The following is a 21,244-nucleotide window of genomic DNA, read 5'->3' on the forward strand; positions in this document are numbered from 1 at the left end:
ATTTTTCTCCTAATTTGGGTTAAAGTTGGTAGCGCTACAATCACCTTTTGCTGTAATACTGGCGTATTTTTAAAGTTTTTCTGTTCAAACTCACCAAACATCTATATAACAAGCTTTCCCATACTGATGCGTTCTTCAATGAGATAGCCAAGTTTTCTATAAAACTCAACTACTTCTGCGTTGGAGACACGAACTTGGAGATTGATTTTGAGGCATCCCATCGCTATCAATACTCTCTCTGCGTGCTGCACTAGCTTGCTACCAATACCCTGTCGTTGATACTGAGGACTGACCGCAACTGTGTATAGCCAACCGCGATGCCCGTCATATCCTGCCATGATAGTCCCTACAATCACAGAGTTAATCTCAGTAACGAAAAACAACTCAGGTTGTACAGCAAGCTTCTGACTGATTACCAATTTTGGGCTGCTGTGCGACGGATTATTAGGAAACACCTCATCCCACAAAGCACTGACTAATTCAGCATCAGATTCTTGGTATGGTCTTATATTCATCTACATCTCTAAATCAAAGCACTTGCCTTTGCACATTGTTTGTGAAATACTACTCTTAAACTACGACAAATCGATATATTTTAAGTAGTATTATACAAAAATTACCATAAAACATCGCGTCCTGAAAGCAATTACAGGCGAATCCCTAAGATGACAAACACAGAAATTCGCACTGCTCAAGTTAAAGTCCCTAACGGAGATTTGCAAATTGATGCTTACTTAGCTGAACCAGCACAAAAGGGAACCTTCCCAGCCGTAATCGTGATTCAGGAAATTTTTGGGGTTAATATTCACATTCGGGAAGTTGCTGAAAAATTTGCCAAAGAGGGGTATGTAGCGATCGCACCGACTTTATTTCAACGCACCGCTCCCGGTTTTGAGGGTGGATATACTCCTGAAGATGTCCAGCAAGGGAGGGGTTATAAGGAGCAGACAACAGCAGAGGAAATATTGAGTGATATTAAAGCTGCGATCGCTTATCTAAGAACCTTACCAAATGTACAAGGAGATGCGATCGGCTCTATTGGTTTCTGCTTTGGTGGTCACGTCGTTTATCTAGCTGCCACTTTACCAGATATTAAAGTTACAGCTTCCTTCTATGGTGGCGGTATTCCCAACTCAACTCCCGGCGGTGGAGAAGCAACCATCACCCGCACTCCAGAGATTAAAGGCCCCATTTACGCCTTCTTTGGTCTTGACGATCAGGGAATTCCCTTAGAACATACAGAACAGATCGAGGCAGAACTGAAGAAAAATCAGATTACTCATGCTATCTTCCGTTATCCCGGTGCAGGGCATGGCTTCTTTTGCAATCATCGGGCCAGCTACAATGCCGAAGCTGCTGCTGATGCTTGGAAAAATGTTCAAGAACTATTCCAAAAGAACCTTCAGCTTCAAAAAGTCTAAATTTTTAGGTTAGGAGCAATACAACACTAGAGGCGCACATCTGTGTGCCTCTACAACTGAACATAGGCAAAATAAGTCAAAAGCAAATTAAAAAACAAAGTATCACGTCCATGATTTCCGCCTTCAAACAACCACAAGTTAAGATTTTCCAAGGTTTTTCACTATTCCTTTTACCTGGATTATTAGCAATCTCAACAACCTTAATCAGTTGCTCAGTCCAAACCCCAAATTCAGCAAATCAAACCATTGGCTTGAAAACCAAAGTTGTCCGAATGGGGTATCAAAGTTCTGGGGATATTTTCAGACTTAAAGGATTGATCGAAAAACGTCTAAAGCCTTTAGGTATTTCCGTGGAATGGGCGCAATTTGCCGCCGGGCCACAACTGATGGAAGCGATGAATGTGGGCAGGGTTGATATTGGCTCTGTAGGCGAGACTCCCCCGATATTTGCCCAAGCGGCTGGCACATCTTTAGTTTATATTGCTAGTAATAAACCCAGTACCGGGAAAGGAAGCGGAATTATCGTTCAAAAGAATTCACCGATTCGGACTTTAGCCGATCTCAAAGGTAAAAAAGTAGTTTTTCAAAAGGGTTCTGCTTCCCATTACTTATTAATAAAAGCTTTGGAAGAGGCTGGTTTAAAATATACTGATATTCAAGCTCTTAGCCTCCCTCCTTCAGAAGCCCGTGATGCTTTTATTCAAGGAAAAATTGATGCCTGGGTAACTTGGGACCCTTATTTAGCCGTGGCCCAAAAAAAAGCAAATGCTCGTGTTTTGAGAGATGCTAGTGGCATTTCTACTCAGGGCGGATATTACATGGCAGCGCGAAAATTTGCCACAGAAAACCCGAAATTAGTGCGATTAGTTCTTGAGGAGATAGATAACACAGGGCAATGGGCTGAGAAAAATCGATCGGAAGTTGTAAAACTGACTATTCCTCATCTCAAAATTGATGAAGATATTTTAACAACAATGGTTGGAAGGCGAACTTACGGTATAAGACCCATTACGCCTGAAATTATGGAAAAACAACAGAAAATTGCAGATTTATTTGCCAAAGAAAAAGTGATTCCTAAACCCATCAATATTAAGGAAGCGATGCTGACTAGCGAACAATATGCAGCTATAACACCGGAAACCATTAGCCAGAAATAGCGCCAGGAGATAAGAAAATGGAAGTTTTTTGGTATTTGCCGACCCAGGGAGACGAGCGTTATTTAGGTACTACAATCGGCAGGCGACCAGCCACTTATCCCTATATGCAGCAAATCGCCCAAGCTGTTGATAAATTGGGCTATGGCGGGATGTTGATTGGTACCGGACAAAAACAAGATACTTGGATTGTCGCTACTTCATTAATTTCAGTTACGGAACGCTTGCGGTTTCTTGTAGCATTTCGTCCGGCAATTATGTCGCCTTCTTTGGCAGTTAGAATGGCTGCGACTTTTGACCAGATTTCTAATGGTCGAATTATTCTGAATGTTGTCACTGGTGGCGACACCAAAGAACTTGCAAAAGATGGGATTTTCTTAGATCATGACCAGCGTTATGAACTCACAGATGAGTTTTTGACAATTTGGCGATCGCTCATGCAAGGTGAAGAAGTAACCTATAGTGGTCGCCATTTGCAAGTTCAAGGCGCTAAACTCCAATTTCCTCCCGTACAAAAGCCTTATCCCACCCTATATTTTGGCGGTTCTTCAGATGCGGCGCTCCAAGTTGCTGCCAAACACATTGATGTATATTTAACTTGGGGTGAACCACCAGATCGAGTTGCCGAAAAGATTGCAAAAGTACGCCAATTAGCAGCAGAACAAGGTAGAACAGTCCGCTTTGGAATTCGGATGCACGTCATAGTCAGGGAAACTACGCAAAAAGCTTGGGATGCAGCCAACGAACTGATTCAGTATGTCGATGATGAAACCATAGCAGCTGCACATCAGCGGTTTGCTCAGTCTGAATCAGAAGGACAACGCCGCATGGCCCAACTGCATAAAGGTAATCGCAAAAACCTAGAAATTAGCCCCAACTTATGGGCAGGTGTTGGCTTAGTGCGTGGAGGTGCTGGGACTGCCTTAGTTGGAGATCCAGACACAGTTGCAGCGCGAATGCTAGAATATGCCGATTTAGGAATTGATACCTTTGTTTTCTCAGGGTATCCCCATCTCGAAGAAGCTTATCGAGTTGCAGAATTATTATTTCCCAGGTTGCCGTTACAAACTCCAGCGATCGCATTACCGCAGCAGGTTGCAAGTACATTCAGTGAATTTGTTACCAAAACAGATTTACTCAAACCCCAGCCAGTGTAAGCAATTCAAAATCCAAAAACTAACGTGATTTAACTCATAACACCCTAGTACAACATTGCATAAATTCGGCAAAACTCTGCGTTCCTCTGCGCTACGCCAGTTGCTACAACGCTGGGAAACCGCGCAACGCACTGGTTTAACTTTGCGTGCCTTTGCGTTTAAAAACACAACGATTTTACAAAAAAAAGCATGAGTACGAAAAAACCTCAACTTAGATTAGGTGCATTCTTGCCCAGCACTGGTCATCACGTAGCGTCATGGCGACACCCCGAAGCGCAAGCTAATGCTGGTTTGAACTTTCAGCATTATAAAAAGCTGGCACAGACAGCAGAACGCGGCAAATTTGACATGATCTTCTTTGCAGATGGTGTGGCTGTGCGCGATGCCTACGGCGGGCTACGCCAACGCAATCAAAGCGCCGACCTTTTGAGCCGGAATGGCAAACTCGTCCACTTTGAACCTCTTACCCTGTTGTCGGCTTTATCTGTAGTGACGGAAAACATCGGTTTGACGGCCACAGTATCAACCACCTACAACGAGCCTTATCATCTCGCCCGCAAATTTGCATCATTAGATTATCTTAGCGGTGGCCGTGCCGGTTGGAATCTCGTAACTTCTGCTACCGAAGCTGAAGCGTTGAACTTCAATCGGGAAAAGCACATGGAGCATACCCTACGTTATCAACGTGCCAAAGAGTTTGTGGATGTAGTCACGAAACTCTGGGATAGTTGGGAGGACGACGCCTTCTTACATGATAAGGAATCGGGTATTTACTTCGATCCAAATAAACTGCACGTTCCCAACCACAAAGGCGAGCATTTTTCAGTACGCGGCCCGCTGAATGTGGCGCGTCCCATCCAAGGTTATCCGGTGATCATTCAAGCTGGATCTTCCGAGGATGGTAAGGAGCTAGCTGCACAAACGGCGGAGGTAATTTTCACTGCCCAACAGACCTTGGCAGAAGCTCAGGCATTTTATACAGATGTGAAGGGGAGACTGGCTCAATACGGGCGCTCACCTGACCATCTTAAGATTATGCCAGGTGTATTCCCAGTTATCGGCAAAACTGAGCAAGAAGCTAAGGACAAATTCGATCGAATTCAGGAGTTGATCGATCCGGTAGTCGGCTTAAATTTGCTTGGCTCAATGATCGGTGGATTTGACCTATCTGGCTATCCATTGGACGGGCCGTTGCCGGAGTTACCAGAGACTAACGGGGGTAAAAGCCGTCAGCAACTTCTGACTGACCTAGCCAAGAGAGAGAATTTAACGATTCGACAACTGTATTTATCGATAGCTGGAGCGCGTGGGCATCGTCAGATTCTAGGCACACCAGAACAAATTGCCGATCAGCTAGAAGATTGGTTTGTCAATGGTGGGGCAGATGGCTTTAATATTATGCCGCCCTGGTTGCCCGGAGGATTGGATGAGTTTGTAGACTTGGTAATTCCTGAATTGCAACGTCGCGGTCTGTTCCGTACAGAGTATGAAGCAGGAACCCTGCGCGAAAATCTTGGTTTACCTCGTCCGGTAAATCAGTTTAGCAAAGTTGCTACTCGTGAAGCGGCGATCGCCTAACTTTTTCTAAAGCAAGTTTTGCAACAAAAAGGCTCAAGCATTCCTGCCTGAGCCATAACTAAATTCAATTTATAGATTAGCTTCAAGAACTATATCTTTCGATCGGTAGTGGATCAGCTCAGTTAAAATTTATCACCATAGTAATGTAAGATAATTATCTGGATGATGTCTGGTTGATATCTATAACCTCAACAAAGTCTAAATTACTAAAGCTGAGAGTTGGGAAACTCCGGTGAAATTCCGGGACTGTGCCGCAGCTGTGATGGGATGACCCAAGTCAGAATGCCAACTCTCAGGATGTCCTCAAGACACACTCACCGTCTACTCCCTGCGTTGCACGGGGAAGGAGTTCTAAGTTTGGTTTCTAGATTTGCCACTTGTCCTGGCTTGTTTTATGCTACTCCTGCCGCAGATGGTATATTATCTCGCGTTAGAATACCAGGTGGAATTATTAGTAGTCAGCAGTGCCGTGCGATCGCAGATATAGCAGAGCAGCACGGTGGCGGCTATATAGATGTGACTAATCGAGCCAACCTACAAGTTCGTGAAATCCGCACGGGGATAAATGCTGAGGTTCTGAAGTACCTACAAAATATGGGATTGGGTTCTGACAATACTGTTGTAGACCAAATCCGCAATATTATGACCAGTCCAACTGCTGGTATCGATCCCCAAGAATTAATCGACACTCGCCCCTTTGTCCAAGGTTGGGATGATTATATTGCTGCACATCCCGCGCTTTCGGGACTGTCGGCAAAATTTAGCGTTTGCTTTGATGGTGGTGGGATAATTCAGGTGTGCGATCGCTTGAATGATATCGCCTTTGCAGCTGTCTTACTTAACGATCGGGTTTATTTTCGTCTCTATCTCAGTGTTGGCGAGAAAAGTCAACCTCCCAGCGATACGGGAATTTTGTTACCACCAGAGGAATGTTTGCCCGTCTTAGCAGCTTTGGCGGATGTCTATCTAGCTTATAGTCATCCTACGAGTAAGCGGCGGCTACGTTTGAGAGAGTTATTGAATACTTTGGGTTGTGAAAATTATCTCCAAGAAGTTGAGCAGCGTTTACCTTTTTCTTTTTTGTACAGTGAAATAAGAAAAGACCTACTCTCCGAGCAAGGCAAGCTACGGTGTACACACAAGTCTGAAACAGTTCACTCATCAGAGCTTAAGCGTAAGTTTTACCCCTCCCTAACCCTCCCCTTGGAAAGGGGAGGGAACTGTATTTCTAGTTTCCCCCCTTTCCAAGGGGGGATTAAGGGGGGTAATTCGATGTGTGTGTACACTGTAGAGGAAGGCAAAGGGGAAAAATATCAGCATATTGGCATCCATCCCCAACGTCAGCAAGGCTTATTTTACATTGGTGTTGTCTTGCCCTTGGGCCGATTGCAAAGTAGACAGATGCGGGGTTTAGCAGATTTAGCAGCAAAATACGGCAGTGGAACTCTCAGGCTAACCCCTTGGCAAAATTTGCTCCTTACAGATATTCCTCAGCAATGGGTTGCTGATGTCCAAGGTGAAATTGCTTTATTAGGATTAGATTTTTCTGCAAACAACGTCAAGGGTGGATTAGTTGCCTGTTCGGGAAAAAAGGGTTGCACCGCTTCTGCCACTGACACTAAAAGTCATGCGTTGGCATTGGCAGAGTATCTTAAAACTCGCGTTACTCTTGATTACCCAGTTAATATCCACTTCACTGGCTGCGAAAAATCTTGTGCCCAGCATAGCAAAAGTGATATTACTCTCCTCGGCGTCACCATTGAGGCTGAAAATAGAACTGTGGAAGGCTATCACGTTTATGTTGGTGACAGTAATCAGAAATTCGGACGCGAACTATATCAATATGTAACTTTTGCCGAACTACCTGCATTAGTAGAGCGGATGCTATATGTATATAAAATTCAACGCTTAAATTCTAATGAGTCCTTTGGGGAATTTGCTAATCGATATCCAATAGCACAATTACAGCAGTTATTTAATAAACACTTAGAAAATGGAACCACAGATAAATACAGATGATTGATTCCTCCCTTTCTCTGACTCTGTGTTCTCTGCGGTTAATTAAATTAGGTATTCTTCTATTAAAAAAGAAGTATCTATACTAACTAACAAATCAATCCAAAATTTAAAATCTAAAATCCCAAATTGAATGCCCGACTATATCCGAGATGCCAACGAAATTTACCGTAATTCCTTCGCAATCATTCGGTCAGAAGCGAACCTAGATGTGCTGCCACCAGATGTAGCAAAAGTTGCTGTGCGTCTAATTCATGCCTGTGGAATGACGGATATTGTCACTGAGTTGGGATATTCACCAACAGCAGTGCAATCCGCAAGGGCAGCACTGGCAGCAGGAGCGCCAATACTGTGCGATTGCCGAATGGTTGCCGATGGCGTTACCAGACGGCGGTTGTCTGCAAACAATCAAGTTATCTGTACCCTCAACGAGCCAGAAGTGCCAGAACTTGCCCAGCGTATGGGTACTACAAGGTCGGCCGCAGCTATAGAATTATGGCGATCGCACCTGGAAGGCTCAGTAATTGCAATTGGGAATGCGCCCACAGCCCTGTTCCGACTGTTAGAAATACTCGATGAAGGAGCTACTAAACCTGCAATTATCTTGGGCTTTCCAGTGGGGTTTGTCGGTGCAGCCGAATCAAAAGCCGCACTGGCAGCAGATAGCAGAAATGTACCATTTTTAACCTTACACGGTCGGCGCGGTGGAAGTGCGATCGCGGCAGCAGCAGTTAACGCCCTGGCAACGGAGGAAGAATGAATATGCAACCTAAAGGTCGTCTTTATGGAATTGGTGTCGGCCCGGGCGATCCCGAACTATTGACCCTCAAAGCGCTGCGGTTATTACGTGCGGCTCCTGTAGTAGCTTATCAATCAGCCACAGATAAAGAAAGTATCGCTAGAGCGATCGTGGCGCAGTATCTTCCTGGCAATCAAATCGAGGTACTATTTCACCTCCCCCGCGCTTTGGAACCAGAAAAGGCAAAATCTATTTATGACCAGGAAATTGAACCAATTGCCGAGCATCTAGCAGCAGGTCGAGATGTCGTGGTACTGTGCGAGGGCGATCCATTTTTCTATGGTTCATTTATGTACCTGTTCACGCGGTTATGCGACCAATACGAAACAGAAGTTGTCCCCGGAGTTTCCTCGCTGATGACTTGTCCGGTAGCCTTGGGTGTACCTTTCACCTACTACAATGATATTCTCACAGTCTTACCCGCCCCGTTGCCAGCAGAAGAACTGACTACACATCTGCTGATGACTGATGCCGCCGCAATTATGAAGCTAGGTCGTCACTTTACCAAAGTACGAGATATCCTGCATAAATTAGGGCTAGCGTCACGAGCAAGATATATTGAGCGGGCATCAACATCACAGCAACGTATCATCCCCCTAGATGAAGTCGATCCAGCCGAGGTACCCTATTTCTCAATGATTGTAATTCCCACCAAAAATCGACTATAGACTGATCTTTCCTTTTTAGTTAAGGTATTCTTTAACTGATGATTAAGACTTGACCATAAAGAAATACTTCAATAAAAGTTGATGGCTTCTAATAGCACCTTCACTCCTGATACGATCGCTGCTGGCTTTCATGCCCTGTCTGACCCCCTACGGATTAAGGTATTAGAACTGCTGCGCTCTCAAGAACTATGCGTCTGTGACCTGTGTGAACACCTGGGAACTACTCAATCTAAACTGTCTTTTCACCTCAAAACCCTGAAAGAAGCGGGTTTAGTTCGCGCTCGTCAAGAAGGGCGCTGGATTTACTACAGCCTCAATCTACCGCAGTTTGCTGTCTTAGAGCAGTATTTAGCAGAATTCCGCCGCTTTAGCCCCATATTACCTATTCGTCCCCCCTGCGATCCTTAAATATTCATCAATTTTTTTTGTAATATTTCGTTTAATTTTAGTTTTATGGGCATTGATAAATCAATTTTTTTTGAAATGATGGAGATATACTCTTGATATAACTCACGAATTTTAGATTTTCAATTTTGGATGTTGGATTGAATAATCTGAAATTCCTGCTCGAAGCTCCTGCATTCATGTATGGGGTTAATTGTAATGAACAAAAATACTTCAAAACGCCTCTCTTTTATTGACCGTTTCCTAACCTTGTGGATTTTTTTAGCAATGGCGATCGGTGTTGGTCTAGGCTATTTCTTTCCTGGAGTAGAAGCCTTTATCAATCAGTTCCAGGTGGGAGCAACCAATATAGCGATCGCCATCGGGTTAATTATGATGATGTATCCGCCCTTAGCCAAGGTGCGGTATGAAGAATTAGGGGATGTATTTCGCAACGGAAAAATTCTTGGTGTTTCACTAATTCAAAATTGGATCGTTGGGCCAATTTTGATGTTTGCTCTGGCAGCTATTTTCTTACATAATTACCCAGAATACATGACAGGATTGATTCTGATTGGATTAGCCCGGTGTATTGCAATGGTAGTTGTGTGGAGTGACTTGGCACGAGGCAATACAGAATATACGGCTGGCTTGGTTGCCTTTAATAGCATCTTTCAAGTCATCTTTTATAGTCCTTATGCCTGGTTTTTCATTACTGTACTGCCGCCACTGTTTGGTTTACAAGGCAGTGTTGTTAATGTCAGCATTGCTGAGATTGCCAAAAGTGTGTTTATCTATCTTGGTATTCCCTTTTTAGCTGGATTTTTCACTCGTTACTTCTTAGTAAAAGTGAAAAGTAAACAGTGGTATCACGAGGAATTTGTGCCTAAAATCAGCCCCATCACACTGATTGCTTTGTTATTTACAATCGTCGTTATGTTCAGCTTGAAAGGAAATTTGATTGTTCAAATCCCCTTCGATGTGGTGAAGATTGCAATTCCGTCGATCGTCTACTTCATCATCATGTTTTTGGTCAGCTTTTACATGGCTTGGCGCGTTAAAACAGACTATTCTAGAGCCGCAAGCGTCGCCTTTACATCGGCAGGAAATAATTTTGAACTTGCAATCGCAGTGGCGATCGCAGTATTTGGCATTAATTCGGGTGTTGCTTTTGCCGCCGTTGTCGGGCCTCTGGTGGAAGTGCCTGTATTGATTGGTCTGGTTAATGTGGCTTTCTGGTTTGAAAAACGTTATTTTTCGCCATCTGAATCGAGAATCTTTTAAATTTAGTCAAATTATTCGGAGGATTTGAACCATGAAACGTGTGATGTTTGTCTGCAAAAAGAATTCTGCCCGTTCCCAAATGGCGGAAGGCTTTGCTAAAACTCTTGGTAAAGGAAAAATTGAAGTGATTAGCTCTGGGTTAGAAGCAAGTCAGGTTAGACCAGAAGCGATCGCAACCATGAAAGAAATTGGTATCGACATTACCGATCAACACTCCAAACCCCTGAGTGATTTCCAAGCACAAGACTTTGATATCGTGATTTCTTTGTGTGGCTGTGGCGTAAATTTACCGCCTGAGTGGGTTGTGCGAGAAGTATTTGAAGATTGGCAGTTAGACGATCCAGCAGAACAACCAGAAATTTTTCCGAGAGTCCGCGATGAAATCAAAGAACGGGTCACTCAATTAATTGAGTCTGTAAATCAAGAAATTACACCTGCTTGATAAGCATTACAAGGATGCTTTATTTCTTGGAAATCCCTAACCAATTATCATGACGACATTTGACCATCCCCCCAGAATTTTATTTTTGTATGGCTCCCTGCGCGAGCGTTCCTATAGCCGCCTTTTGGCAGAGGAAGCCGCACGCATCATTGAAGAATTTGGAGCAGAGGTGAAGTTTTTCGATCCCCGTGAACTGCCGATTTACGGTAGCGTACTTGACACCCACCCAAAGGTGCAGGAGTTGCGTCAATTAAGCTTGTGATCAGAAGGGCAAGTTTGGTCTAGCCCAGAGTTGCACGGTCAGATTTCTGGCATTATGAAAAATCAAATTGATTGGATTCCGCTCAGTATTGGAGCCGTTCGCCCGACTCAAGGAAGAACTTTGGCTGTGATGCAAGTGAGTGGAGGATCTCAGTCTTTTAACGCTGTCAACACATTAAGAATTCTTGGACGCTGGATGCGGATGTTCGCGATCCCCAATCAATCGTCAGTCGCTAAAGCATATCAGGAGTTTAACGAAGACGGCACTATGAAAGATTCGCCCTACCGCGATCGCGTTGTCGATGTGATGGAAGAACTTTACAAATTTACCTTGCTATTGCGTGACAAAGTTGATTATCTCACAAACCGCTATAGCGAACGTAAGGAAAAAGCTGCCAAAGAGACAATCAAGATAGCTTCTCAATCTCTTGAAATTATAGCAACAGCCAAAAAGGTTAGGACATCAACAGACGATAAAACTTAGACACAAAAAGGCTTTTCACCCAGTCCCCAGTCCCCAGTCCCCAGTCCCCAGTCCCTTGCCATAACTTTAAAACAAATTGACTATTGAGCATCCAAAAAAAGATAACCTCCTGGCAGATTGAACCAGGAGATTGAAAAAAAATGATTCATCTTTACAAGCGTTGTAGCAGACTCAAACCGTGGCTATCTGTACCACAAGTATTGAAAAGAAAGTATTCATCAGCCAACTTTTGCACTTGTTCTGATTCCAAGGTGCTGGGTTTCCAAGGGTTAGGGTTATTGTAGGCGTAGAAAGTTTCCACACCATCGATGCCCTTTTCTGCCGCAGCTGGAATTAAGTCGAAATGCGATCGCTTGTAACGAGCTGGATGAGCCAGAACTGCCAATCCCCCAGCTTCATGAATAGCGGCAATCACGTTACTTGCCTGATATTCTTGCCCTGTAGTCGGCCTTCTTTGCAGATAGGGTTTCATACTAGGATGTTCTGTGGCAAAAGCGTAAGCCAAAATGTGAACTTCTATATTCAAAAGGTTGGCATTAATTTCCACGCCACTCCACAGGTGAGGAGTGGTTGCATGAGGATTATTCCACTTCCAATCTTCTAACCAAGCAAGGGCGGCTTGATAGCCGACAATACCATGATGATCGGTGATGGCTAACCCTTTTAACCCAATAGCGATCGCCTGCTCCATCAATGCACTAGGCTGCAATCTACCATCCGAGTAGACAGTGTGCATGTGAAAGTTGAATAACCTTGGACAACTATGTGCATCAATGTTACGGAATACTTGCTTTAAAAGTTCTGCCGAAGTTGTAGTACGGGTCAAATTTACAGCCATAACCCCCTCTGAAGAAAAATATTTATCCTTAACACACCAAAATGCCACATCTTTGGATGAGAAAGAACCTACACTAAAAATTAGTATCGGCTGCTACTTTCTCAGCTTTCTCAGCAAATTTTTCAATATGTTAAGACTACGTTAGCAAATCTTAATCTCAGCAGTCATGGGTGATTCGCACTACTTTATTATTAGGTAGTAGTAAATATTACATCCAGTTTTTCATAAATGCACCTATAGCATCTGTGCTAAATGACCTAGAAAAGAAAGGTTTAGTAGGGTAATTATTTCTAATAAGCCTGAAATGCAAATTGATTTCGTGTGTAAAAAACATTATTTGTCTCAGTAATTACAGCTTTTTTCTAACCCATAATGACTTTAGCGTAGGCGTAGCCCGCCGCAGGCATCATATAAATGAGTCTAAAATAGCTTTGAGAAAACTAACGATGTCTACGACGGGCTATGCCTACATTTGGGTTGCATTATACCCCTCGCGCAATTCCAAAAGAATCTCCCTTCAAGGTGACTCCAAGGGGTTCTATCACTACCTCGCGGGAAAAAGACGCTTCAACTCTCCCAGCGATCGCAGCCGAAAGTTGATGTTCTCTTGCAAGTAGGACAATTCTCTCTGCATCTTGCTCTGACTCTGTATAGAATGCAAATCCTGCACCGTAATTGAACACCGAAAGCATCGTCTCGGCCCCGCCCTCAAGATGACTCTCAACAAATGTAAATATCTCTGGTACTGGGAGCATTGTTTCGATAACGTACCGAAGCGGCTTCACCGACCGCATCAGCTTTTGCCAACCATGACCAGTAATATTCTCCATCGCTGTGGGACGAATTCCTTCGCGCAGCACCGCCTGTACAAGGGGCGTGTAAAGATACGAAGCAGCATTCATCGCTTCCCAGAACTCTTGCCCACTCGGAAGTTTTGTTCTGTAGCCATCAGGAAGCGACTCAGCAAGCTTTCGCAGTGGGGTAAAACCGTTCTCATGGGGGCCCGAACTTTCCACCAAAACAATGGTATTTCCGGCATCCAGACGCGAGCTATCAATAGGAGCGACACCAGCCGGCATAACCCCAAAAACCGAGCCAGCGATGTCGAGCCGCCCTGGAATCATCTTGGTTTTTAGTTGAGGAGTTTCCCCTGAGAGATACACACACCCGACTCGTTTGCACCCCTCAACTACTCCATCAAGAAATCCATCAAGGAAAGCGGGGGTAAAAATTGTTTCAGGAGTACTCGAAGGCAGATAAAGACCGAGAAGTATAGTCTGCATACCTGAAGTTGCGGCATCGTTCGTCAGACACGAGACGATCTTAATCCCAATATTCCACCAGAATCGTCGAAGTTCTTCTTCGGAAAGATCGTCAGGGCGGGTATCGTCTGCGGTGCCTAGTCCTTCCGGCACAAGTGTCATCGAAAGTTCTCTAGCCCCCGCCTGTACAAACGGAGCGAGGTTGAAGCTGAAAGCATTAGCACTTGCTCCCAGACCTGACGCGGGGACGATGCCATAAGCGCTTGCAAAGCCAAGTGTGCGTTTTGCGGCATCGATGAAGCGTCGTTTTGCAGCATCGAGAGTATCGTAATCGACTTGATCGAGAGCTTGAGCCATCAGGTTGTGTTTTAAGTTAGAAGTTATGAGTTAGGAGTTAAAAGTTAGGAAAACTCATAACTCATAACTCCTCACTTTAAAATACCTCATCTTCAATACCGTGCCACCATTCACCCAATTTCATCAAGTCTTGATAAATATCTTCTAATTCTTTGGTATAAACATCGTTTGTCAGAGTGGCTCGACGCTCTTGCAATTTTTTGAGACGCAGTTGTACCAATACCCAAGGTTTAGAGATGCTATTCGTTGCTTCGATGTATTGCGCTAGTTCTTTGCTATCCATATATTTTATATTTTGATTTCTCCACCATCCCCCTTAACGCCTAACCAAAAAGAGTCACGATATTAGTACAATGTCAAGCTAGTTTTCAGGGTTTGTAGTCAGGACTTTAGTGCTTAGAAAATAAGGATTAAAGTCCTGACTACGAACTCACTTACCCATCAATTTAAACTTGACTGACTACTGTCGTGACTGCTGACAAAGGTGTTAAGTGAATTATTTCTACTTTAGATATCTGGCACAAACTACGTAGCCGCAAATTAGCTGACTAAAAGACATCGCAGCCAGTTCAAAACTGGCAAGTAATTAAGCTTTAGCCAAGTTTTCAGCAGCGAAGTCCCAGTTGACCAAGTTTTCTAGGAAATTCTTGATGAACGCTGGACGGGCGTTTTTATAGTCAATGTAGTAGGCGTGTTCCCAAACATCCAAGGTTAAGAGTGCCTTCTTACCATGAGCTAGGGGATTTTCTGCATTTGGTGTTTTGATCACCTTTAGCGTACCACCATCATCGATCAGCCAAGACCACCCACTGCCGAATTGAGTTGCAGCCGCGTTAGAGAACTCTTCCTTGAATTTGTCAAAGCTACCAAAATCTTTATCGATTTTGGCTGCGAGTTCACCTGTGGGTGTGCCACCACCTTGTGGTTTCAAAGAATTCCAGAAGAAGGTGTGGTTCCAAACTTGGGCAGCGTTGTTGAAGATTCCCACTTTAGAGGAGTCTTGGAAAGAAGTTTTAATCACTTCTTCCAGGGACTTATCAGCAAGTTCTGTACCTTCAGTGAGCTTGTTGAGGTTGTCTACATAAGCTTTGTGATGCTTGCCATAGTGATACTCGAAAGTTTCAGCTTTCATACCAAAAGGCTCTAGAGCATCTTTTTCAAAGGGTAGTGGGGGCTGTACAAATGCCATTGTGTCAAATCCTCTCTTTAGCGGTTTCTAGTTTGTAAGCTATTGCAGAAGTTTGGGAAATTAATAGCTTTTATTTTTAGAGGTTTTATGCCTTTGATTAGTGAAACATAAAACTTAACATCGTCATTCTACTACCAAACTGAAGACGGAAACAAAGTACTTTGTTGATAAGTCAAATCGCTAGCAATTCCTGACTATAAATAAAAATGACTAATGTTTTATAACTAAAGGCTAATAACTAAATAGCATTTAGCAATTAAAACTTTAATACTTCTATCTTTAGTAAGATTAATTACGATTTGAAAAATCAGTCGAAAGCGAGATGATTTATTTTTAAAAAAATGTAGATTAAATTAATAATTGTTTACACTTGACTATAAGTATTAATTTTCAAATTAAAATAGCCAATAGTTAACTTACATCTATTTTATTTTTAAATACAGTTTTAAAGATGGTAAGTGAATAATCACTCACCACCCTTTGAAACTAAAAAACTAACAGCAAATAGTAGTAATTAACACTGAGATAAATGCTGTTGGTAATAGTTAACGATTTGTGCCGTGACTTCAGACACATCCAAACCATCAGTTTGAAGTTCGATCGCATCTGCTGCTTTCTGCAAAGGAGAAACCTTGCGTGTACTATCTTTCCAGTCACGTTCGGCGATGTCGTGTTCCAACTGCTCTAAACTCACTTCAGGTTGACCTTGGGTGTTAAAGTCTTGCTGGCGGCGACGGGCGCGTTCGCTTACAGAAGCGGTTAAGAAGATTTTAACTTCGGCATCGGGAAATACGTGAGTACCGATATCTCGACCTTCAGCAACTAAACCACCTTTTTTGCCCCACTTTTGTTGTTGTTTAACCAGTGCTTGACGGACTGCGCTTTGTGCCGCGATCGCAGATACTTTTGATGTTACCTCAATCGTGCGAATCACTTGGGTAACATCAGTACCGTCAATCCAAACCTGCACAGACGATTGTAAATCCTGGGTGGGAGTAAGTTCAATTTTACACTGGTTAGTTAATTCGGCGATCGCACACTCATCGTCAATAGCAATTTTCTTTTGCAGTACTAACCAAGTGACAGCACGGTACATCGCTCCTGTATCTAAATAAACTAAATTCAGGTTTGCTGCCACTTGCCGCGCCACTGTGGATTTTCCAGCGCCGGCTGGGCCATCAATGGCGATAATGGGTTGACGATCGCGCAATATGAGATTGTCAATCAAACGTGTAGCACCAAGACGAGCTGCGATCGCCAACATTCCTTCCTCCTCAACTTTTACTAAAGACATCAACGTAGTCGGTTCAACCAATTCAATATATTCCACACAGACCGTGCTGACCATTGCCACTTCTTGCTGTACCACTGCTATCAACTTGTTGCTATTGCGATCGCCTGCAATGAATGCGGCTTCAGCTCGTCGCAAACCCCGATATAACACCGCCGCTTGCTCTTTTGCCGTTGCAGTCAAATATTGATTGCGAGAACTGAAGGCCAGACCCGACGCTTCCCGTACTGTTGGACAAGCAACAATTTCTACTGGCAAATTTAAGTCAGCTACTAAGCGTTTAATAATTGCTAGTTGCTGACCATCCTTTTCACCAAAGTAGGCACGGTCAGGCTGTACCAAATTGAAAAGTTTGGTAACAATCGTAGCGACACCCTGAAAATGACCTTGCCGAGAACGACCACACAAGCCTGTTATCATAGCAGATGGGGGGATAACTTGTGTAACCTTTGATTCTTGTATACTCTTCTGAGGAACAGCCATCTCTTCAGGACTCGGTGCAAAAATGGCATCTACCCCAGCTTGTTCGCAAAGTTGTTGGTCTTGCTCTAAAGTGCGGGGATAGCGTTGATAATCCTCGTTAGGAGCAAATTGCAGGGGATTGACGAAAATACTCACAATCACCGTAGAATTTTCGTGCCGCGCCCGTTGGATTAAGCTTAAATGACCTTGATGCAAATTTCCCATCGTTGGCACCAGACCGACTGCCGTCTGATACCAGCCAGTCATCTCATCTAGTCTCAGATCCTCAGTAACCGCAATTAGCTTGTTTTCTGAGCAGCGTTTAGTTAAATAGCAGCGTAAAGCTGCGACTGTTGTCAGCAGGCGCACAAAAATACCCCTAGTTCTTATCGATCCCTCCCCCGTTAGTTTATATCCGAAATAGAGGGAAGAGTTGATTGAACTAGGGGAATTAAGTGATACGGAACTGGGATTGGGGATTGGGGATTGGGCATTGGGCATTGGGCATTGGGCATTGGGTATTGGGCATTGGGTATTGGGGATTGAAAATACTTTTTCCTAATCCCCAGCCCCTAATCCCCAGTCCCCAGTCCCTAGATTATTTCCCCAATACCTCAATATGCACTGGTGCTACGCCACTGCCCATCATTCCCAAAATTCGAGCCGCGCCGGCAGACACGTCAATGACTCGACCCCGAATGAATGGGCCTCGGTCATTAATCCGCAGCACTACGGAACGACCGTTGCGAGTGTTAGTTACACGAACTTGCGTACCAAAGGGTAAACTGCGATGAGCGGCAGTCATTGCTTCTGGATTAAATCTCTGACCGCTAGCAGTGCGATTACCAGAACCATCATAGCCGTAATAAGAAGCCATTCCTCTCAGGGTGGCTCGCACTACTCCGACGGCAATCTGTTGAGGCAGCTTTGGTATTGATATTTGTTGACGGACTGGTAAATTTGCAATCTCTTTTAGGGGAGATGCATTGCCTAGTAGTCTCCGCAAGCGATTGGTTGCTTGCAATGCATCTTGCGCTAGATCGTTGGTACTACCTGCTAATCGCGTACCTTCGCTGATTTCGACCAACTCTTCGCCATTAATTTTAATTACATAGCGATCGCCATCTTGTTGGAGGGGGACGCTTTTGTTTTGCGCTTGATTGGCAGTAGATTTTTCCCCTGCTTTCCAACTGACGGTAATCTTACTCCCGTCCACGTTTTCCCGATTCAACTGGTTGATCTTAGCTGCTATTACACCAGCTATCTGAACCGGGTCATTGTCAGTGGAGCTAATCTGGTTACTCGCATCTGTTACGTTCCCAGTATTCAATGCATTTGATGAATTGCTAGCAATAAGGGCGTACCCTTGTACGCCCCCAGTATTGCCAATTGCACCAACTTTTTTAGTCTCAAGATTCGTATTTGATACAGAACTCAAAAAGGTGAGAACAGGTATATTTTTGATAAAAAGGGTTGCCGCCTTACGTCCTTTGATGTTGTGAGGATGAATTTCTGTAATCACAGCATCCAAGGTTTGTTTCCCTGCTGTTGATTGGAACTCTCCCACCTTAACCACATCAGGGGCGGGTGATTTTTGGGATGCTAGCGCATTTCCTTTAGTGGTTTGAGTGCAACCGACTGAGGGTACTCCCAAAACAGCCATAAACAGGGCAACAATAGTCCACAAATGTCTTTGATTCATGCGTCCGTTTTTGAAAGCGACTGTAGAACTTAAAGTTTTATAACTTGCGGGATCGATCGCTAATGAAAGTGATTTCCCTTTTGAAAAACTCGAACTCGTTCCGTTTTCACTTTGTTCTTTATAACTGCAACAGACTAACACGAACCTTTTAGCTTGGGGATCAGGGTTTTAGCGTAACTATGGGCCACTTTCTCAAATTCCCATTCCAATTTGAAGGCCGAAACCTTTCTCAAAAGCGGACTTTGGCTATGTAACGCTTTTTTGTATAAGTCAAAAATTTCTTAAAAAAACTTTACGCTTATTTCACACTAAAGTAGCGATACCCTATTCACATCACTTCTAAAGGCTCACAACTACTCGTGTATTCTAGATCACATTGTTTTTGGCTATTTCCTATAAGAAGGTAATATAACTTTAATTAAATGGCATCGGCATAAATACTTAAAATTATTTATTTAAGGAAATATTTAGATTTAACTATGAATAAGTCGCGATCTGAGTTGCATCTTAAAAAATTATGCAAATTAGTTGGAGTCTGATATCTTTTTTCAAAGTTTTTTCTACTTACATCAATCATTACTTTTATTCTCCATAACTAGACTGATATCGGTAACAAATATAACTTTAAGTAACCGTATTGCTGAGTATAAAAAAAAGGACGATACCCAAAGGAATATTTTTCAGGATTAATCACTTAAAAATTAATAAAACTTTGCGATCGCTTAAACAACAAATATTGTTTGTCACAAAAAATACATGCTGTATTGTTTAATTTCAGTAATTGCTCAAGTATGATTTTTTAGAGCAAGCTGTTTTTGACAAAATCTTTGTAACTGTAGGCATGTACAGCTGTACCTCTTCTATATATAGTAGGTATTTTGGGAAATGCCATCAGCCTAATGACAAACCAAGCACATCCAGGAGATATAGAAATAGAAGCATCGCCATTAAAAGCTGTTCTCAACGAGTTACATTCCCAGTACAAGTCTCTGCAAGAGGGTGCAGTAGCGAAATACATTCCCGAACTGGCAAAGGCAAACCCGGATTTGTTCAGCATTTGTATTGTGACAGTAGACGGTCAGGTTTATAAAGTTGGGGACTACGAGCAACTTTTTACCATTCAGTCAATTTCTAAGGTGTTTGCTTATGGACTTGCCTTAGAAGATCATGGACTGGATTATGTTTTAACTAGAGTTGGCGTTGAACCGACGGGAGATGCATTCAACGCGATTGTTTTGGATGAGCAATCGAAGCGACCTTATAATCCAATGGTAAATGCAGGTGCGATCGCCACCACTAGCTTAATCAAAGGTTCCGGCCCCACCGAACGCCTGAATCGGATGCTAGATATGTTTCGCCGATATATTGGCCGCGACGTATTCGTTGACATTTCAGTTTTCACCTCAGAACGCAGTACAGGACATCGCAACCGTGCAATGGCACATTTGATGCTCAACTTTGGCATGATTGACCGAAATATTGAAGAGGCGCTCGATCTCTATTTCCAGCAGTGTGCTGTGATGGTGAATTGTCAAGACTTAGCAGTGATGGCGGCTACTCTGGCTAACAGAGGTATTAACCCGATTAACAAAGAACAGGCGGTAGATAAGCGTTATATTAAAGATATTCTGAGTGTGATGTATACCTGCGGGATGTACAACTTTGCAGGTGAGTGGGCTTATAAAATTGGAATTCCGGCGAAAAGCGGTATTTCTGGTGGGATTATTGCCGTTGTGCCCAATAAGATGGGCATTGGAGTTTTTTCACCACTGCTAGATGTGCGTGGTAATAGTGTGCGGGGGGTAAAGGTGTGTGAAGAACTTTCCCAACGGTTAGGTTTACATCTATTTGATTGTTCAGGCCAAGAGGCGAAATTTGGTTGAAAGAAGCAAAGGGGTAGAGGAATTTTATTTTATAGTTCTTTTAAGACGAGAGTCGGGATTAATATTATGCATGAAGTTTCAAAGCAAACTATAAAGACAGCACAAAAACATGCTCAAAAAGCAATTGAGCATAGCAAAGAGATACAAGAGTTGGGTAAGAGTTTAGAAACAGATGACCAAATCGATCCCGAACAAAAAGAACGTATCGAAGCCTATGGAAAAACCATGCACGAACACGCGCAGAAATTTCAAGATTTGGCGCACAGACTAATAGAAGATCCTTCAACAGATGTATATTCTGAAGCAGTAGAGGAGCATACGAAGGTAAATCAAGCCCATATCGAAGCAATTAAAGAACTTCAAAAGATACAACCGCCAGCTTAAATGAGATATTAATTAAATATGAAATTTATTTTGCTTTTAGCTGGATGTATTATTGAGCTTGTTATAAGTCTAATAACTACTTGAGCCTTTTCATTTCAGTTAAACACAGGTGATTATTAGCGTAAGCATAGCCCGCCACAGGCATCGCCCTTTATAAACTACTTTTTGGCTTACTATTATCTCAATCAAGTATCATCTAAACAAGATTAAATCAAGAGAGTCACAGAT

20 protein-coding genes, 1 pseudogene and 1 riboswitch are annotated in these 21,244 nt (G+C 43.2%); of the genes and pseudogenes, 14 read left to right on the forward strand and 7 right to left on the reverse strand.

Annotated elements, in window-relative coordinates:
* Positions 1 to 101 precede the first annotated feature (101 nt).
* On the reverse strand, positions 102 to 515 hold the full coding sequence (locus RM049_RS26380) for a GNAT family acetyltransferase (RefSeq protein ID WP_322684346.1): 414 nt from the start codon (positions 513 to 515) through the stop codon (positions 102 to 104).
* A 150-nt stretch (positions 516 to 665) separates the two neighbouring features.
* On the opposite strand from RM049_RS26380, the gene RM049_RS26385 reads away from it, so the two are divergent.
* The 11 genes and pseudogenes from RM049_RS26385 (at position 666) to arsH (ending at position 11,648) form a co-directional block, all read left to right on the forward strand.
* Positions 666 to 1,421: a dienelactone hydrolase family protein gene (locus RM049_RS26385; protein WP_322706265.1), complete on the forward strand. Its 756-nt coding sequence runs from the start codon at positions 666 to 668 to the stop codon at positions 1,419 to 1,421.
* A gap of 110 nt (positions 1,422 to 1,531) precedes the next feature.
* Positions 1,532 to 2,578 (forward strand): sulfonate ABC transporter substrate-binding protein, encoded by a 1,047-nt coding sequence (locus RM049_RS26390; RefSeq protein ID WP_322706266.1) that lies wholly within the window; start codon positions 1,532 to 1,534, stop codon positions 2,576 to 2,578.
* A gap of 17 nt (positions 2,579 to 2,595) precedes the next feature.
* Entirely contained in the window at positions 2,596 to 3,732 is a 1,137-nt protein-coding gene (ssuD, locus tag RM049_RS26395) for an FMNH2-dependent alkanesulfonate monooxygenase (protein ID WP_322706267.1), read from the forward strand.
* A 189-nt stretch (positions 3,733 to 3,921) separates the two neighbouring features.
* Positions 3,922 to 5,310: an LLM class flavin-dependent oxidoreductase gene (locus RM049_RS26400; RefSeq protein ID WP_322706268.1), complete on the forward strand. Its 1,389-nt coding sequence runs from the start codon at positions 3,922 to 3,924 to the stop codon at positions 5,308 to 5,310.
* Positions 5,311 to 5,487: 177 nt separating this feature from the next.
* A riboswitch (cobalamin riboswitch) is annotated at positions 5,488 to 5,619 on the forward strand.
* Positions 5,593 to 7,329, forward strand: coding sequence for a precorrin-3B synthase (cobG, locus tag RM049_RS26405; RefSeq protein WP_322706297.1), 1,737 nt, complete (start codon positions 5,593 to 5,595; stop codon positions 7,327 to 7,329). (Overlaps the previous riboswitch by 27 nt.)
* 130 nt (positions 7,330 to 7,459) lie before the next feature.
* Entirely contained in the window at positions 7,460 to 8,086 is a 627-nt protein-coding gene (locus RM049_RS26410) for a precorrin-8X methylmutase (protein ID WP_322706269.1), read from the forward strand.
* Between the two features lie 2 nt (positions 8,087 to 8,088).
* Positions 8,089 to 8,793 carry a precorrin-2 C(20)-methyltransferase gene (locus tag RM049_RS26415; RefSeq protein WP_322671557.1) on the forward strand — a complete coding sequence of 235 codons (705 nt, stop codon included), beginning with the start codon at positions 8,089 to 8,091 and terminating at the stop codon, positions 8,791 to 8,793.
* 81 nt (positions 8,794 to 8,874) lie between these two features.
* Complete coding sequence (locus RM049_RS26420) at positions 8,875 to 9,201, forward strand: metalloregulator ArsR/SmtB family transcription factor (protein WP_322671458.1); 327 nt, start codon at positions 8,875 to 8,877, stop codon at positions 9,199 to 9,201.
* 195 nt (positions 9,202 to 9,396) lie between these two features.
* Positions 9,397 to 10,461 (forward strand): ACR3 family arsenite efflux transporter, encoded by a 1,065-nt coding sequence (arsB, locus tag RM049_RS26425; protein WP_322706270.1) that lies wholly within the window; start codon positions 9,397 to 9,399, stop codon positions 10,459 to 10,461.
* Positions 10,462 to 10,492: 31 nt separating this feature from the next.
* Positions 10,493 to 10,903 (forward strand): arsenate reductase, glutathione/glutaredoxin type, encoded by a 411-nt coding sequence (arsC, locus tag RM049_RS26430; protein ID WP_322706271.1) that lies wholly within the window; start codon positions 10,493 to 10,495, stop codon positions 10,901 to 10,903.
* Between the two features lie 49 nt (positions 10,904 to 10,952).
* A pseudogene (gene arsH / locus RM049_RS26435) lies at positions 10,953 to 11,648 on the forward strand (arsenical resistance protein ArsH).
* A gap of 151 nt (positions 11,649 to 11,799) precedes the next feature.
* On the opposite strand, the gene RM049_RS26440 reads toward arsH, so the two are convergent.
* The 5 genes from RM049_RS26440 to RM049_RS26460 all read right to left on the reverse strand — a co-directional run bounded on the left by RM049_RS26440 (position 11,800) and on the right by RM049_RS26460 (position 17,416).
* A complete protein-coding gene (locus RM049_RS26440) occupies positions 11,800 to 12,486 on the reverse strand; it encodes a PHP domain-containing protein (protein ID WP_322706272.1) in 687 nt (228 codons plus the stop codon).
* A gap of 482 nt (positions 12,487 to 12,968) precedes the next feature.
* Positions 12,969 to 14,105: an AIR synthase related protein gene (locus RM049_RS26445; protein ID WP_416212665.1), complete on the reverse strand. Its 1,137-nt coding sequence runs from the start codon at positions 14,103 to 14,105 to the stop codon at positions 12,969 to 12,971.
* A gap of 76 nt (positions 14,106 to 14,181) precedes the next feature.
* Complete coding sequence (locus tag RM049_RS26450) at positions 14,182 to 14,388, reverse strand: hypothetical protein (protein WP_322706274.1); 207 nt, start codon at positions 14,386 to 14,388, stop codon at positions 14,182 to 14,184.
* A 303-nt stretch (positions 14,389 to 14,691) separates the two neighbouring features.
* The gene (locus RM049_RS26455) at positions 14,692 to 15,294 is read right to left on the reverse strand and encodes a superoxide dismutase (RefSeq protein ID WP_322671464.1); all 603 of its coding nucleotides are present in this window, start codon (positions 15,292 to 15,294) and stop codon (positions 14,692 to 14,694) included.
* 514 nt (positions 15,295 to 15,808) lie between these two features.
* A complete protein-coding gene (locus tag RM049_RS26460; RefSeq protein WP_322706275.1) occupies positions 15,809 to 17,416 on the reverse strand; it encodes a bifunctional pantoate--beta-alanine ligase/(d)CMP kinase in 1,608 nt (535 codons plus the stop codon).
* A gap of 64 nt (positions 17,417 to 17,480) precedes the next feature.
* Between RM049_RS26460 and RM049_RS26465 the strand changes: the two genes are divergently transcribed.
* Positions 17,481 to 17,609, forward strand: a complete 129-nt coding sequence (locus tag RM049_RS26465; protein WP_322706276.1) for a hypothetical protein — start codon at positions 17,481 to 17,483, stop codon at positions 17,607 to 17,609.
* A 36-nt stretch (positions 17,610 to 17,645) separates the two neighbouring features.
* Here the strand turns inward: RM049_RS26465 and RM049_RS26470 are convergent, their stop codons facing one another.
* Positions 17,646 to 18,749, reverse strand: a complete 1,104-nt coding sequence (locus RM049_RS26470) for a septal ring lytic transglycosylase RlpA family protein (protein WP_322706277.1) — start codon at positions 18,747 to 18,749, stop codon at positions 17,646 to 17,648.
* Positions 18,750 to 19,648: 899 nt separating this feature from the next.
* Between RM049_RS26470 and glsA the strand changes: the two genes are divergently transcribed.
* Together glsA and RM049_RS26480 are read left to right on the forward strand one after the other, a co-directional pair.
* On the forward strand, positions 19,649 to 20,632 hold the full coding sequence (gene glsA / locus RM049_RS26475) for a glutaminase A (RefSeq protein WP_322706278.1): 984 nt from the start codon (positions 19,649 to 19,651) through the stop codon (positions 20,630 to 20,632).
* A 66-nt stretch (positions 20,633 to 20,698) separates the two neighbouring features.
* Positions 20,699 to 21,016 carry a hypothetical protein gene (locus RM049_RS26480; RefSeq protein ID WP_322671468.1) on the forward strand — a complete coding sequence of 106 codons (318 nt, stop codon included), beginning with the start codon at positions 20,699 to 20,701 and terminating at the stop codon, positions 21,014 to 21,016.
* Positions 21,017 to 21,244 lie beyond the last annotated feature (228 nt).

Origin of the sequence: Nostoc sp. DedQUE04, from assembly GCF_034530995.1 — a bacterium.
Classification (GTDB): Bacteria; Cyanobacteriota; Cyanobacteriia; order Cyanobacteriales; family Nostocaceae; genus Nostoc.